The sequence below is a fragment of the Bifidobacterium hominis genome, from assembly GCF_040095915.1.
Lineage (GTDB): Bacteria > Actinomycetota > Actinomycetes > Actinomycetales > Bifidobacteriaceae > Bifidobacterium > Bifidobacterium hominis.
Genome location: NZ_JBBMFR010000001.1, coordinates 134,744 through 150,019, shown reverse-complemented (window position 1 = coordinate 150,019; position 15,276 = coordinate 134,744). Strand labels below are relative to the sequence as shown.

Here is a 15,276-nt window from a genome sequence, read left to right as displayed (position 1 = left end):
CTTCCAGCGATCGCTGGAAGCCCTTTTGCGTATTGGCTTTAGCGCGCCAAGCGTTCAGCGGCGGAAGCGATCGCCCCGTCGCTGGCGGTGGCGGAGAAGCGCAGATATTCCGGCGCACCGTAGAACTCGCCGGGGCTGGCGATGATGCCGATTTTGGCAAGCTGTTCCATATCGGTCCAGCAATCGCCCGACTTGGCTCTCACCCACACATACAACGCACCTTCCGGCATGTCGGTACAGTATCCGTAAGCACGCAACGCGCCCACCAACACGCCGAGACGTTCCCGATAGCGCGCATGCTGAACTTTGACGGATTCCAGATCACGCAATCCGGCAGCCATCGCAGCCTGCACCGGACCGGGAATAATCTGACCAATCTGCTTGCGATATGCACTCATCGACGCAATCAAAGACTCATCTCCGGCAATGAACGCGGTACGATACCCAGCCATATTGCTCTGCTTACTCAACGAATAAAGCACCAGCACGCCCTCTGCGGAGCCCAAACACACATCGTCACGCAGCGCGCACGGCGTCGACGCAAGAGAATCAGCATCACCTTCAGCACCATTCACGGCGTCCCTCCACTGCATCAGCGCATAGCATTCGTCGGAAAGCACCACCGCGCCGATCTCACGCGCAGCTGCGACAATGCCAGCCATCTGCTCAGCCGAATACACCTCGCCCGTCGGATTGCAAGGGGAATTCACCCACACCGCTTTGACTCCAGGCACATTGCGCCACGACGCGACATCAGCCACATCGTCGACCTTAAGCACCTGCGCCCCAGCCAACTGCGTGCCGATCTCATACGTCGGATACGAAACCTTCGGCTGCACCACAACATCATTCTCGCCGAAATGCAACAGCGACGCCATCAACGCAACGCCCTCTTTGGAACCAACGGTAGGCACCACATCAGCATGAATCGCCTGCAAATCAACATTGCGGGTCACCGAAAACCATTCAGCAATCGCAGCACGCAGATCGGCAGTACCTGCAGTAACCGGATATCCATACGCATTCGGATCATTCGCCGCCACTGCGAGCGCCTTGCGCACCGAATCGGGCACGGGATCGACGGGAGACCCCACGGACAGGTCGATCATGCCTCCGAACGCGGCTTTTGCCGTGCGCTTGTATGCTGCGATACGCGACCAATCGTATGGCGAAGAAAACTCATGAAAGCCCATCGTGAAAACTCCTTAATAACCCTCTATAAACAAAATATGCGGCCTCTTCCAACGGGAAAAGGCCGCGTTCAAATGCCAATCACTGATTTTGCGGCGGCAGAGCAGCTACCTGCCCCGGATCCTTGCCGATCGGACCGGCTGCGGAAGCGCCGCCCATATCGCCGACTTCAGCGAAGAAGCTGACTGCGGCATCCTTGTACCAGGCCCACTCGTCTGGCAGATCATCTTCATAGAAGATGGCTTCGGTCGGACACACCGGTTCGCATGCGCCGCAATCCACGCATTCGTTCGGATTGATATACAGGGAACGGGAGCCCTCGTAGATGCAATCGACCGGGCATTCGTCCACGCAGGCCTTGTCTTTGACATCGACGCACGGCTGAGCGACAACGTATGGCATGGTTACCTCCTTAACACTTACCGCTCAAGATTACTCTTGATTGTCAACTTCCAGCTCTCCCGTGCCGAGTCGGGCGTGGCGGTAGCCGTAGCCGAAGTAGATGCAGAAGCCGACCGCAAGCCAGACCACGAATCGAATCCAGGTGAGCACGCTCAGGTTGAGCATGAGCCAGATGTTGGCGAGCGCGATGAGGATAGGGACCCATGGATTGCCGGGGATTTTGAAGACTCGCTTCAGATCGGGGCGCTTCTTGCGCATGATCGGAATAGAGATGGAAACAAGGGTGAATGCCGACAGTGTGCCGATGTTCACCATGTCGGCAAGGATGCTGACGTTGCAGCTGGCTGCGATGAGTGCCATGAGCACGCCGACGGCAATCTGCAGACGTACTGGAGTGCCGTGCTTGCCTGTGTGACTGAGCGGGCGCGGCAGCAGGCCGTCTCGGCTCATGGCGAACACCACGCGGGTCAGGCCGAGCAGCAGCACCATGACCACGGTGGCCAGACCGATCACAATGCCAAAACTGATGATTTTGGCGGCCCAGTCAGCGCCGACCATTTCGAATGCTGTGGCGAGCGACGGGTCTTTCTGCTTGGCGAGGTCTTTGTAGGAGACCATGCCGGTGGTGACGATGGCGACGAGGGTGTAGAGCACGATGATCAGTCCCATGCCCACGCCGATGCCCAGCGGAACGTTCTTCTTCGGGTTGATGGTTTCCTCGGAGGTGGTGGCGACCACATCGAAGCCGAGGAACGCGAAGAACACGAGGGCCGCGCCGGAAATGATGCCGGTGATGCCGTAGATGCTGGGGGTCATGCCGGTGACCCACTGCCATAATGGCTGTTCCATGGTTGCGGTCAAGCCTGATCCGGTGGTGGCTGCCGGTTCGCTCGGTGGGATGAATGGGGTGAAGTTTTCGGCTTTGACGTAGAAGAAGCCGACGATCACGACGAATAGCACGATGGCGATTTTCAGTATAGTGAGCGCGCCGTCTACGCGTGCGCCGATTTTCGTGCCGCATACCAAGAGTGTCGTGAAGAAGGCCACGACGATGATTGGCGCGAAATCGAAATTAAATGATCCGAAGGTGACGTTGGTATTGATGTTCCATCCGACAAGTCGGAAGAAATCGTTGAGATAAACGCCCCAATATTTGGATACGACGGAGCCTGCCATCAGCATTTCAAGGATCAGATCCCAGCCGATCACCCATGCGACGATCTCACCGACAGTGGTGTAGGTGAAGGTGTAGGCAGATCCCGCAACCGGAATCATGGACGCGAATTCGGCGTAGCACATTACGGCCGCACCGCATACCACGCCGGCGATGAGGAAGCTGATGATCACGGCTGGGCCCGCATGGAAGGCTGCCGCCTGGGCGCCGATGGAGAAGATGCCCGCGCCGACGGCCACTGCCACGCCCATAATGGCCAGATCCCACCAGGTCAGGTCTCGTTTCAGGGAGCGCCCCGACTCCCCCGTTTCCGCCAATGTCTGTTCGACGGATTTCTTACGTAATACGTTCATCATGTTTCCCTTCTCCCTTCGTTCTTACGTTTACTTGAGGCTCATGCCGATGACGACCGGTTCCGGAACGAGACGGATGCCGTACGTCTGTTCGACACCATCCTGCACGGTTTTGGCAAGTTTCACGATGTCGGCTGCCGAAGCTCCTCCTCGGTTGGTCAATGCCAGCGTATGCATGGTGGACAGCCCCGCAGTAGCGTTTTCGCTGGTTTTGTAGCCTTTATGGAAGCCTGCATGATCGATAAGCCATGCTGCGGATGTTTTGACTCCTGGTGTGCCATCCGGCAGGGTCGCACTGAATCGAGGCGCGTCTTCGGGAAGTCTGGCCGCCTGCTCTTCGCTCAGAATTGGATTCATGAAGAAGCTGCCGCAGCTATGGCGATTGTAGTCGGGTTCGTCATTGCCTGCCTGTGTGCGTTGCGCATTATGGGCAATGGCGACCAGTTCGCTTTTTTTGGTGCCGCGCATGGCCTCGGTCAGGTAACGGTGGGAATCCTCAAGCATGCCCTTGGAGGCACGTACTTTCAATACCGCGTGACGAATATCCGTTGTCGACATGCGTTCGCCCACTTCCACGCCCAATGCCTTGGCAAGCTGCCCGTATCCTACCACGCCGGTTGCGCTGTGATGCAGCGCGAAGGTTACGGACAGCACCACGTAGCGCGGTGTCGGGAAGAAGTCGGCCGCAGGCGTTGCCGGAGCGCTGTACATGCTGGCTTTGAGCGCACTCATACGGTACCCGAAATGCAGTTCCTGATTGGTGAGCTCTTTGATCTGCTTGTCTTTGCGGTCCCAGACTTCCACGCTTTCGACGCTGGATGCGACCTCCTGGCCGTATGCGCCGATATTCTGCACCACCGACGCGCCGACGGTGCCTGGAATTCCGGAAAGTCCTTCCACGCCTTCCAAGCCAAGTCCGACGCAGTAGTCAACGAAATCATCCCAATTGCAGCCGGCTTCGGCGTTGACATGCACGATTTTTTCGTCGTTTTCGGCAGGCGCTGCCTCATCAAGCACGCTTACGGCGCGTCGCGCATCACGCACCACGACGCCATTGAACGGCGTGTCGGCCACGAGCATGTTGGATCCGCCTCCGATCACGCACAACGGCAAGCCTTTGACGTCGGCATCCTCGACGGCTTCGATAACGCCGACACGCGAAGTCGGTTCGATAAAGGATGCAATTGGTCCGCCTACGGCGATAGTGGTGAGATCTGCGAAATTGGTCATGGTGATTAGCTTAGCGTGCGGGGAAGGCAGTTGGAAAAGTGCTAAGAGGGTTTCGGAAAAAACAAAAAACCCGACCAATTGGTCGGGTTGAAAGCTTTGAACTCGTTCAGCGGGTCTCGCGATGCACGGTCTGCTTGCCGCAGCGGGAGCAGAACTTCTTCAGCTCAAGACGATCCGGCGTATTACGGCGGTTCTTCGTCGTGATGTAGTTACGCTCCTTGCACTCGGTGCATGCCAGCGTGATGCCCGGACGAATGTCGGCGCTCTTGCTTGCCATCTAAGTTCACCTCTTGTGGTTCGTTGCTATGCCGACGTTCCGTCGACCTTTGTAGCGAGAAAGAGACTCGAACTCTTGACCTTACGATTATGAGTCGTACGCTCTAGCCAGCTGAGCTATCCCGCCATGAGAGCCTCGAGTGAGAATCGGACTCACGACCTCTTCCTTACCAAGGAAGTGCTCTACCACTGAGCTATCGAGGCGTGGCGGATAGTGGATTCGAACCACTGAAGCACGAGGCGACTGATTTACAGTCAGTTCCCTTTGACCGCTTGGGAAATCCGCCGTGCTGCCTGTTTGGTTGAACCCGAACCGGCAACCCGTTTAGTATGCCACAGACCATGCGATTAACGCAAATACGGCGTGTCGCGGAAACCAGAAATGCTCACAATCGTTGGAATTCCAACGTTTCATAGCTATCAGCCGCATATGTGCGCAAATCAGGGCAAATCCTCACGAAAAAACTTTCCGGAAGGAAAAATCATGAGTTTTTCTTCCGGCCCTCCTCCCTGGACCGACTAAACAGCGATGTCGGGAACAGCGCACGCAGCGTCAAACCAACCTTCGAGGCATGCGATGCGCAGAATCATCGTCGATATCGCAATCGCCATTGCGCAGACAATCGCACACCTTGCACACCTGGACGGCCGACACGCATCCCATTGCAGAAACTTCGAGTGCTTGAAGGTAAAAAAGACCCCGTCACCGCAACGATTGTTCACCAATCGTCCGCTGACGGGGTCTTCAAACAGCTACGCGCTACGCTCAGCCGAGAATGGCCAGAATATCGCGGGAGGAAACGATCAGGTAATCCTCACCCTGATAGTGCACCTCGGTGCCGCCATACTTGGAGTACAGCACCTTATCGCCGACCTTGACGTCGACCGGAATGCGCTCGCCGGCATCGTTACGACGGCCCGGGCCAACAGCCAGGACTTCACCCTGCTGCGGCTTCTCCTTGGCATTGTCCGGAATGAACAGACCGGATGCGGTCTGGGTTTCGGCTTCCGCCTGCTTGACGATGATCTTGTCTTCCAACGGTGTGAGTGAGATCGACACTGTGGACCTCCTCTTTCTAAGAGAAATCGTTACTTACCGCGCCGGGACCCGCTTGCAAGAGGCTGACGATCACTTACGGCGTCGTCCTTTCGCGCTGAAACATATCCTAGCGCGATTATTAGCACTCTGCCAACTCGAGTGCTAACGCCGAGAGCTAAATCTACGAAAAGAGCCTGAAACCATACGGTTTCAGGCTGATGTTCTTTACGCTTGTTTGCACGTTTCGTGCGTTTCGCGCGTTCGCTTCCCTCCGTCACGCCCCACGACGGGCCATGATGGACGCCAAACCCACGCCCAAGGAATCGGAGGTGACGCTGGGAGCCTCAACGTCGGCGCTGACCTCGGAGTCGTGGAATCCCACGGCATCCACGTCCTGCAGATGAACGCCGGCCTCCACGCGGGCGGCCGCCTCGTCGGCATCCATGCTGCTCATCGCGTCGGAAGGCACAATCAACGGCTCGACATTGTCGGAAACCGCACTCTCAGCCGGAGGCACAGCCTTGGCCACCTGACGGGTGGATTTGATCTCCATGCTTTCCGGAGCGGCTGGCGCGATATCATTGCCATTACGCGGCGCGCCCAGCGAAAACGAAATCAGATCCTGCGACGCACCGGCCACGGCGGACGAATCCGTATCGTATGCATCCGCGCCCTCGGCTTTGGCGATTTCATCACGCTCATCGTGGATGGACAGACCGTTCTTCTTATCCGACACGACCTGCGCATCCACAACGTTCGGTTCCGCAGCGGATTTCGCTTCGGATTCCTCCTTGCGCTTGCTTACGGCGGCATCACGGTCGGCCTTGCCACGATCGATCGCCTGACGAATCTCACCTTCCGGCATGACATCGGTCGGCACTTGAGATTCGGCAATCCTACGAATTTCAGCAAGCTCCTGCGCCTGCAAACGAGCACGTTCCGCCTGCTCCTCCTGGGCACGCTTGCGCTCCGCCATAGCCCGCTTCCTCATCTTGGAACGATACTTGGCGACCTTGTGCTCCCACGCTGCGGCCTGCTTGGCGGCCCTCACCCCCAAAGCGAGCACTCCGGCAAGCAACGCGGCGGGAATCAAAGCGAACGACGGACTGAAATGCAACACAAACGCGCACACCAACACGGCGATTGTGATCACCAGCATCGAGACAACAATAATCCGCCTTCTGCGGATCGCGGCACGACGAAGGGCACGGACATGCGCAATCCTTTCGTCGGTCAGCTTGCCCTCATGCGTCTCGTTGGACTGCATTATTGCCCCTTTCGCCTTTGCGGCGGTCTCATCGGAGAATCGCGTTCCACTGTCGGCATCCACCAGATGCAGCGACGGCGAAAAGCGGTCCTCTCGGTGCTCGATTACCCGCTTCATGCCTTTGACCGTCCGTTTGGGCAGCCAGAAAGCCATGAGAATAATCACAATCGCAAGCACCACAACCGTGCTTAACGATTCATAACCCATAACTCACAAGAATAGGAGACATTCCGACATTCTCCGGGGCACACGCCCCCGCGTGTCTCGAACATGTTCGTCGAAAGTGCGTGTCGAACCTCTCCAACGACTCACTCGCCCATCAACCGTGCGGTGAAACCGTTTGGTGCGCACTCCGGCAGCAGCGCATACGATTCATGATCACGCCATTGCCCGTTGACGAACATGTACGATTTGCGCACACCCTCATAACATGCTCCCACCTTGAGCGCGACCTTGCGGGAACGCTCGTTTTCGGGAAGCAGGTCGATTTCCATACGATGCAATTGCGGTCCGGAGGGGTCGAACATCGCCCAATCAGCCAACAACGCGACGGCCATAGGAGCATATCCACGACCTGCGCAACGCTCGTCGATCCAGTAGCCGACCACGCCAGTACGCATGGCGCCATAGCAGATCGCTCCCAACGAAATCTGGCCGACGATACGCCCATGATGCTCGATGGCGAACACCACTCCGGTACCGTTTCGCTCGTTGCGCCGCATCGCGCGCACCCACTCATTGAACGACATCGACGCGCCATGCAACGGGTCTCCGGATTCCCACGGCTTCAGCCAGTCGTCATTACGCCAACGGACGTCGTTCCATTCATCGCAGTCGTCGAAGGTCAGCGGCCGCAGAATTATGGGAACGTGAAGCCCATGCGATTGGATGAAACGCGGAACATCGATGGTATTGGATTCCGAACGCATCATGCCGCGCAAAGATTGCAAAATCGTCACGCCTTCATTCTGCCATGCGCATAACATTTTCGTTTTCGCGCAACCATCCCGTGGTAGAACATGCGATATGACCCCGAATATGCAAACCGATGTCGCAGGCGACGGCACGCGTGACGAAGCCTTAGCACAACGCGAGCTGAAAAGGCAATGGCGCAAGACCGCAATCGCAAGAAGAAAACGGACGAACCCTGAGGAACGGCTGGAAGCCGGCAGAAAACTGGCCGAACAGGCACGGCAGGCGAATCTCATCCATTCATTCACCACGGTGGCCGCATTCGCATCCATGGGCAGCGAAATGTCGATGACACCGATGCTGCAGACGCTTTTCGATTCGAACTGCCGCATACTCGTTCCACGGCTTGGAAAAGGCACGGATATTGGTTGGAGCGAGCTTGACAGCATCCACGATCTGCACGATCAGACCAACAGCGACGGCTCCATCAACACGCATCGTCCGCAGGAACCCAGCAACAGCGCATGTGGGCCCGAAGCGTTGAAAGACGCTGGACTGATCATCGTTCCCGCTTTTGCCGTCGATCATGAGGGATTCCGTTTGGGGCGCGGCGGAGGATGGTACGACCGGGCGCTTGAATACCGTGCAATCGGAGCGCGCGTGGTGGCGGTCTGCTGGCCTTGGGAGCCGACCGACGAGCCAGTGCCGCATGAGGCGCACGACATTCCCGTCAACGGAGTACTTACGCCGAATGGATTCACGGAGGTTCGCCAATAAACCATTCGTGAATAAGACGTTCATGCGGCCGTCTCAGGGAGCGTACTAGGATATGTCCCGTTAAGAAATTTGAGAATCTGGTTGAAGCGAGGATACTTTGCCTACTTATCATTACCGTTGCAAGAACTGCAACTACGATTTCACCGAGCAGCAGTCGTTCACCGACGATCCGATCACCATCTGCCCCGAATGTGGCGAGGAACAGGTCCATAAGGTGTATTCCGCGCCGCCAATCGAATTCAAGGGATCTGGTTTCTACCGCACCGATAAATCCAAGTGAGCTCAATCACATAATTCAAACAAGCTCAACCCCTTGGAAAACAAGGCGACATGCCGAAGCCTGTGGATAACTCACATCCTCCGACCACAACCCTTGATCCGGCTTGCGCAACAACTATTCGTAAGGTCATCATGCATGCATGGTGACCTTTTTCCATGATTTGTTGCAACGTCTGCAGGGCACGGATGGCAGGCGAACGACCGACGGCACGCGGACTGCGCCCTATCGGCGACGAAGGAACGCGCGATTGCACCGGCTGCTCGCCGCGGTCTGTGCCGGACTTGCCATGTTCGCAGCCCTGCAGTGCGTGCGATTGACGATTTCCACGCAACCGGTTGTCATCGCCGCGCAGACCATTGCGAAAGGCAGCGTGATTACCGCGGATTCGCTCGCATTGCGCGATCTTCCGTATGACGAGGCCTTACGTAACGTTTTCCAGGATTGCGACGATGCCGTCGGGCTAATCGCCCAAGTGGACGTTGCGGAAGGCGGCATCGTCACGTCGACCATGGCGCGTGCCTCTCCCGTTGTTCCCGAAGGATACACGGCGATCGAAGTGCGATTGGCGAGTTCCGCCGACAATCTGTCGCTTGGCGATATCGTGACGCTTTCCAGCGCCACGATATTCGGCGAGGCGACACCGGAAACATCACCGGATACGGATGCCGTGACATTGCGCGAACTATGCTCGGGCGCGATCCTGACCGCAAAACCCTCGCGCGATGCGGACGGCAACACCCTTGCGGTGTTTGCCATGCCTCCTCATGAAGCGGCGACCGTTCTGCAGGCCCAAGAATACAGCGCGATTATCGCCATCGTCAGTTCGTGATGACAGCGAGGCGAATCCCAGGCGAATGTCAGTGTCCCCGCTCGGAGAACACGCCCCAATGCGGCGGCAATTCGCCCAGAATACGCTTGTCGTCGTCCGCATTGCGCTGACGTTCGGTGAGCACATCGGACGGTTCGAGCTTAACGCCGTCCGCATCGAACAGCTCCGTGCCCTGGCGGACCACACGCTTGTGCTTGCGTGCCGTTCGGCGAGTGGCGCAATAGCCGGACACCACGCGAACGGCAGACTGGTCGGTTTCCTGGGAAGACTCCTGCGGAGAATGCTCGTCGACGCTCATCTGGACGATCATCTGACCTCCTGATACAGGTCGCTCAAGCGTGCCACGATGCGGTCCACTTCCTTGTCTGGATTCACGAACGCGCCGACGCTCCACACGGTCATAACGGACCAGCCAAGCGATTCGATGTTCTGCAAAAGCACGCGGTGACGTTCCCTGGTGGACTGCAATCCCATGAATTGCGCGTCGTCGGTGAGCACCGCCAACGCGAACGGCTTGTCGTTCAGACCGACCACTAGCGGCAGCTTGGATCCATTGTCGAAACCATAATCGACGGCCACATTCAGTCCACGGGCTCGAATGCGATCGGCAAGATCGTTGAGAAGCACGTTCGAGCCGGTCATCTTGACGGCGGGACGCACCACGCTGTCATCAAGCTGCTCCGCCCAACGAAGCACGGTCTTCAGCATCTTCGGACCGGCCTGGTGCAGACGTTCGTCGTCCATGTCGGACGACGAGAACGCGGACACGATGTCAAGATGGCGGTCCGGCACGGCCAATGCGTCCAACAACATGCCTCGCCCGCCTTCGGATTCCAACGCTCCGAACTGCTGCAGCAGTCGCCCATGGGAGGTTTTCGCATAGCACATCGCAAGAATCGCGTCAGTGGCATGCGCACCGGCCACGTCGGAAATGTCCACGATGCGCACATGGCGAAGGAACATGCCCATGGCCTTGTTCTTGTTGGCGATGGCCTTGAGCTCTGCCCCCAGTCGGGTGCGGAACGTATGCGTAAGCGTCACCACTGTAAGCATGTATGATGCGGGCACAATGGTAAAACCGGCGGCACGCTTGGTGATCAGCCTGATCACCTCGTCGATCTCCTGCTGGCTGCTTTCCACCAACCCCGAAGTGATGACCGGCACACCGTTGGCGTCAGCCACGAAATGGTAGGCGATCTCGCCTTGTGCGCCTTCTTTTGCCACGTCGAAAGGTACGGAACCGTAGCCTTCCGATTCCAGGAACGCATTGAGTTTCGGAGCGCGTCGAACAGGACGATTGGCGATTTTCACGCTCGGCAGCAGCGCAATAAGACGCTTCAGACCATCGGATGTGACCGTTTCACGATGTGCGATCACCACCACCTGCTTGGCACGGCTAATGATGCTCAGCAATTCGATGGACTGGATATGCGAGGCCGCATCGATGATGACGACGTCAGCCAACGGCGCCGGATCGGTAATCGCCGCTAGCGTGGCGGGCGTCGCAACAAGAATCGGTTTCGCCGCTGCGAGAATCTGCGGATGCTCCTTGTGCAGGCGATTCAACGAAACATTACGGGAGCCGGCAAGCATGGTATGCAGCAGATTGGCTTCCTGCGTACGCGAGAACAGCATGTCGCATAGGCGACGCATGGATTCCTGCGCCACCATCGGCCCGACCGAACGCACGTGCTCCACGTCGACTTGGGCAAAGCGTTCCGCAGCGCTCTGCAATGCCGAACCATCTTGGTTGGAGATGATGGCGGAGGATTTCACAATATCCTCGAACGCCGTGGTCCACCATGCCAACTGCAGCTCTCCTGCAACGGCATCGTTGGGAATACCACGATTGTTCAGATCCTCAACCAGCTCGTCAAGACCGACCGAGTGGAAGTCACGTTCCAAGCGAGCGCGCTCCGGCAGATTGTCGAGCGCCTGCTTGTCGTCATACAGGGCCTTCAAACGCTCTTCGACCTGGTTGAAATCAACGGTTTCGAGATTGCCTCCCTGCGGGGTTGTGGCAAGCACCGCATTCAACGCGGTCATGTCACGATTGAGATTCTCTTGCGTTTCGATGATATCGTCCAGCTTGGCGGGCAGTACTGGCCAACCGCCATGAGGCACGAACATATGCCACTGATCGGCCTGCTTGGATACCACAAGCAACGCCTCGTGCAGGTTCTCCACCTGTGCGCCGACGCGCAGCATGCCCTTGGCTTCCTTGATGTGGCGGCGACGCTCCCAGAATCCCATGGAACTGCCTTCGGCCTTGCGTTCGGCCTTCGGCTTGGTCGCCTCGATCATGGATGCGATGTCACGTTCGAAGATTTCCGGCTGAAATACGTCAAGCACTCGTCGCAGGTTCTTCAGCACCATGACCTGACGGCCCCACTCCTGCGCGGTCGTTGGAATCGGGAATCCGCAGGTCTGCACCGTGCTGGCCACCTGCTCACGGGTGGCGGGCAGCACCTTGCGCAACAGTTCGACCACACGCTGGTATGCGCTCACCGCTTCCTCTTCGGAATACAGCGAAGCCTTGTACCATGCGGTATCGTTCTCCGTGATGGTGTATTCTCCAAGTTCACCCGCACGCTGCAGTTTCGCAGCCCAATCCTCGATCTTGTCTGCAATGGAATGCGCGGTCTGCTTGCTCAAACGCACGTGCGTGGTCGGATGGGTGGGTAGCGCCGCGATCTGCGCGAGATTCTGAATCGTCTGGTAGGCGGATACGCCCCACTCCGGGCTCACGCCGTGAAGATCACCCAGATAACGGGTCAAACGGGAGCGCACACCAACCAATTCATCGGCAATCTGATCAAAACGGGACGAAGCAACACCCGATTGGAAGCCGACCGCGGCAATCAACTGACGATCAATCGCCGCATTGGCACCATCATCGGCGATATCCAACAACTGTCCGCTCATCTCATTCGCGGCAACGGACTGCACAAATCGACGTTTCTGATCGGTCACGCACGGCACATAAAGCACGGAACGTCCGTTCATCACGCAACGGGACGCGATCGCGGCAGCCTGCTCGGCGGTATTGTTGGCAATCGGGCTATCCACAAACAGCGAATGGCCCGCGGACGCAAGCTGCGAAGCGTATCGGACGGTATTGTCGATATCGCCGACCTCATACTCGCCATGCGGATCGGCATCGAACGGACTGTATTCCGGAATCTCAGCCCCCTCCAATGCTTCCGCGGCGGCCCTGTCTCCAGCCAAAGCGTCCAAAGCGGTATTGCCGGTCGGGCCTTGAGCCAACTGATCGATGATCTTCTGGCTTTCCACCAGCATCTGCGACGCCGGATCCATAAAGCACCCGAGAATAATGTGCCGTTCAATCTCGAAATCGGGGAACGCGTTGGCCGCACGATCCGTAATGGCCGCGAACACCGCGGACGTCTCTGGCGTGCCGCTCTCATAGTTCGAACCGTCAAACAGCTTGGCCTCATCCAATACGACGTTGTTCTCACGCAGCACGGCCGCGAAAGCCGCGTTCAGACGCACACGCCCTGTGAATGCGATCACCGTGCCGTTTTCGATATTGCGGCCCTCTTTGCGCACTTCGACCGGGTACATGAGCACCGGCATCTGATTGCCCTTCCAGATGGCCACGCCGACTACCAAAGACAATTCACCCACGCCGCTGACGCGGCTTTTCGCCTCACGGTCGTCAAGCACACGTTCCACGCGACGACCAGCGGCGCGCAACATGCCGTTGTCACGGAACAAGGAATTGAGCTGAACATGCCCGCTGGCGAACAGCTGTGCGATGCCGGACGGGTGCGCGTGCGTCATATCAAGCTGGGCGCTCAGCTGCGTCACATCCTCAAGCGGCGACGGCGATAGGCCAAGACGGTACTTCTCACGCCACCCACGAATACGATCCAGCTCAGTGACGTTCTCATTGCTTTCGCTCATGTGTTGGCTCACTTCCCTACCGCTTTACGGTATTCCGCATACCCCGGATTATGTGACAGGGCCGCGTCGATGTCTGTATTACCCAATGCGCCCAGCCATGCATACAGATCGTCATACAGCGACGGGTTCATGGCAAGGAATGGCAGCAGTTCCGGATGACGCGCCATCTCGAACTGCACGGTGAAATCGTCGGTGCGCTTGGCATCGTCCGAAGTCATCCCGTCAACTTCGATGGTCTGCTCCTGCTTGGCGAGCTCGCCCTTGGAAACACGGTCGAACACTGATCCGGGTTCGAAAGTGGGCTTGAACACGCTGGTTTCGTCCGGCGACGGTTCATCCGCAACCTGCGATTGTGCAGCATGTGGTCTGAAACGCTCATCATCGGCCTGCTGCGGCGCTGTTTCCTCCTGGCTTGGAGTTTCGTTTGTCTGTTGCGCAACCGTGGCAGCCTGTTCCACTATTTCGTCGTTGGACTGCTCGCGCGATGTCTCCGTCTGTTGTTCCGGCATATGTTCCGGCATATTGTTTTCTTCAGCCGGCAACGCCACGATAATCGGCTTGCTTGGACGCGCGCTGAACAGCTTGCTCACGGGAATCGTGTCATGCTTGGTTTCGTTGCCTGTTGCGGTTCGAGTCGGCAATGCGGTTTCCTGCACGAATTCCGGCTGATTCGCTTCATTTTCGTTTTCCGCAGCGTTCTTCTTGGCGGCCTCTTCCGCGGCATGCTGTTCCGCCACGGCATCCGCGAACAGGTCGCGCGGAGTATTGTCTGCGACCACGTTATGCTGCACCAGCGAAACGGATGGCAGATCTCCATAATCTGGCTCGTTGGAACGTACGGGAGCAAAAGACTGATGCTCGGCACGTTGCATGAAATTGACGCGATTGGCAACATTACGCGCGTTGAACAATGCGGTCGGCTCGCCGGCACGCAGGTTGAGAATATCATCGACTGACATATCCGCCGCATCAGGCTCCTGCGGCACCTCGTCGGACACCGCGTAGGAGAACAGGTTGGAGACCGGAGCGGACGCATTGTTTTCGGTTTCGGGAACGGCGTGCTCGCTGCCGTGCTCGAAGGTGACGCGCACGTCGCCGAACTGCAGCGTCATCGGCGCGAACGGCAGTCTGAAATCTTCATCCGCCGGCAGACGCATCAATTGACCATTATCGGCCACCACGAACGAACCATTGGTCGACTTGAGATCGCGCACGGAAGCATTGCCCTGCGCATCGACTGAAAAAATGGCATGCCGTTTCGACATGGATTTGTTTGCATCCATAATGTCGAGGCGCGCGAATCCATCATCCACCAGAGGGCGTAACGGCTTGCGGCCGATTTCCACGCTTTCGCCGCTGCCCAGCTTCTTGAGTTCGGTTCCATCAACCTTGACGGTCCACTGCTGCGCCGTTCGTTGATCTTCGCTCACCGTTGTCGGCCTTCCTTTCACACACAACACTCTTTGCCATTGTGTCATGCCTTGCCACGTATTTCGGGATTATGACGCGATTAATTGACAACTTTCGCCTATTTCCCCCATTGTATGGCACGATATGGAAGCGTTCACGCTCAAATCGGGTTTTATTGGATTGTCAGCGAAAGAAAATCCCGTGAATAT

At 57.5% G+C, this 15,276-nt stretch carries 14 protein-coding genes and 3 tRNA genes; 3 read left to right on the top strand and 14 right to left on the bottom strand.

Going from position 1 to position 15,276, the window contains the following annotated elements; translation table 11 throughout:
* Window positions 1-38: 38 nt before the first annotated feature.
* From dapC to WMO36_RS00600, 11 genes are all read right to left on the bottom strand, one after another.
* Window positions 39-1,193 (bottom strand): succinyldiaminopimelate transaminase, encoded by a 1,155-nt coding sequence (dapC, locus tag WMO36_RS00650; RefSeq protein WP_302694799.1) that lies wholly within the window; start codon window positions 1,191-1,193, stop codon window positions 39-41.
* A 79-nt stretch (window positions 1,194-1,272) separates the two neighbouring features.
* Entirely contained in the window at window positions 1,273-1,593 is a 321-nt protein-coding gene (gene fdxA / locus WMO36_RS00645; RefSeq protein ID WP_349076419.1) for a ferredoxin, read from the bottom strand.
* 30 nt (window positions 1,594-1,623) lie between these two features.
* Window positions 1,624-3,120 (bottom strand): APC family permease, encoded by a 1,497-nt coding sequence (locus WMO36_RS00640; RefSeq protein ID WP_294450070.1) that lies wholly within the window; start codon window positions 3,118-3,120, stop codon window positions 1,624-1,626.
* Between the two features lie 30 nt (window positions 3,121-3,150).
* Window positions 3,151-4,350, bottom strand: a complete 1,200-nt coding sequence (locus WMO36_RS00635; RefSeq protein ID WP_144165128.1) for an FAD-binding protein — start codon at window positions 4,348-4,350, stop codon at window positions 3,151-3,153.
* A gap of 106 nt (window positions 4,351-4,456) precedes the next feature.
* Window positions 4,457-4,627 (bottom strand): 50S ribosomal protein L33, encoded by a 171-nt coding sequence (gene rpmG / locus WMO36_RS00630; RefSeq protein WP_003807891.1) that lies wholly within the window; start codon window positions 4,625-4,627, stop codon window positions 4,457-4,459.
* A 52-nt stretch (window positions 4,628-4,679) separates the two neighbouring features.
* Window positions 4,680-4,753 (bottom strand) — tRNA-Met (locus WMO36_RS00625).
* Window positions 4,754-4,758: 5 nt separating this feature from the next.
* Window positions 4,759-4,830 (bottom strand) — tRNA-Thr (locus tag WMO36_RS00620).
* 1 nt (window position 4,831) lies between these two features.
* Window positions 4,832-4,913, bottom strand: a tRNA-Tyr gene (locus tag WMO36_RS00615).
* A 479-nt stretch (window positions 4,914-5,392) separates the two neighbouring features.
* Window positions 5,393-5,686, bottom strand: coding sequence for a co-chaperone GroES (gene groES, locus WMO36_RS00610; protein ID WP_099570978.1), 294 nt, complete (start codon window positions 5,684-5,686; stop codon window positions 5,393-5,395).
* A gap of 253 nt (window positions 5,687-5,939) precedes the next feature.
* Entirely contained in the window at window positions 5,940-7,139 is a 1,200-nt protein-coding gene (locus WMO36_RS00605) for a hypothetical protein (protein WP_099570979.1), read from the bottom strand.
* A gap of 101 nt (window positions 7,140-7,240) precedes the next feature.
* Window positions 7,241-7,864, bottom strand: a complete 624-nt coding sequence (locus WMO36_RS00600; protein WP_099571171.1) for a GNAT family N-acetyltransferase — start codon at window positions 7,862-7,864, stop codon at window positions 7,241-7,243.
* 94 nt (window positions 7,865-7,958) lie between these two features.
* Between WMO36_RS00600 and WMO36_RS00595 the strand changes: the two genes are divergently transcribed.
* The 3 genes from WMO36_RS00595 to WMO36_RS00585 all read left to right on the top strand — a co-directional run bounded on the left by WMO36_RS00595 (window position 7,959) and on the right by WMO36_RS00585 (window position 9,730).
* Window positions 7,959-8,621: a 5-formyltetrahydrofolate cyclo-ligase gene (locus tag WMO36_RS00595; RefSeq protein ID WP_180753662.1), complete on the top strand. Its 663-nt coding sequence runs from the start codon at window positions 7,959-7,961 to the stop codon at window positions 8,619-8,621.
* A gap of 97 nt (window positions 8,622-8,718) precedes the next feature.
* On the top strand, window positions 8,719-8,901 hold the full coding sequence (locus WMO36_RS00590) for an FmdB family zinc ribbon protein (protein ID WP_099570980.1): 183 nt from the start codon (window positions 8,719-8,721) through the stop codon (window positions 8,899-8,901).
* A gap of 139 nt (window positions 8,902-9,040) precedes the next feature.
* Window positions 9,041-9,730 (top strand): SAF domain-containing protein, encoded by a 690-nt coding sequence (locus WMO36_RS00585; protein ID WP_099570981.1) that lies wholly within the window; start codon window positions 9,041-9,043, stop codon window positions 9,728-9,730.
* Window positions 9,731-9,758: 28 nt separating this feature from the next.
* On the opposite strand, the gene WMO36_RS00580 is transcribed toward WMO36_RS00585, so the two are convergent.
* The 3 genes from WMO36_RS00580 to WMO36_RS00570 all read right to left on the bottom strand — a co-directional run bounded on the left by WMO36_RS00580 (window position 9,759) and on the right by WMO36_RS00570 (window position 15,087).
* Window positions 9,759-9,962: a hypothetical protein gene (locus WMO36_RS00580; RefSeq protein ID WP_180753364.1), complete on the bottom strand. Its 204-nt coding sequence runs from the start codon at window positions 9,960-9,962 to the stop codon at window positions 9,759-9,761.
* 74 nt (window positions 9,963-10,036) lie between these two features.
* A complete protein-coding gene (locus WMO36_RS00575) occupies window positions 10,037-13,657 on the bottom strand; it encodes a helicase (protein WP_099570982.1) in 3,621 nt (1,206 codons plus the stop codon).
* 8 nt (window positions 13,658-13,665) lie between these two features.
* Window positions 13,666-15,087, bottom strand: a complete 1,422-nt coding sequence (locus WMO36_RS00570) for an FHA domain-containing protein (protein ID WP_494324456.1) — start codon at window positions 15,085-15,087, stop codon at window positions 13,666-13,668.
* Between the last annotated feature and the right edge of the window lie 189 nt (window positions 15,088-15,276).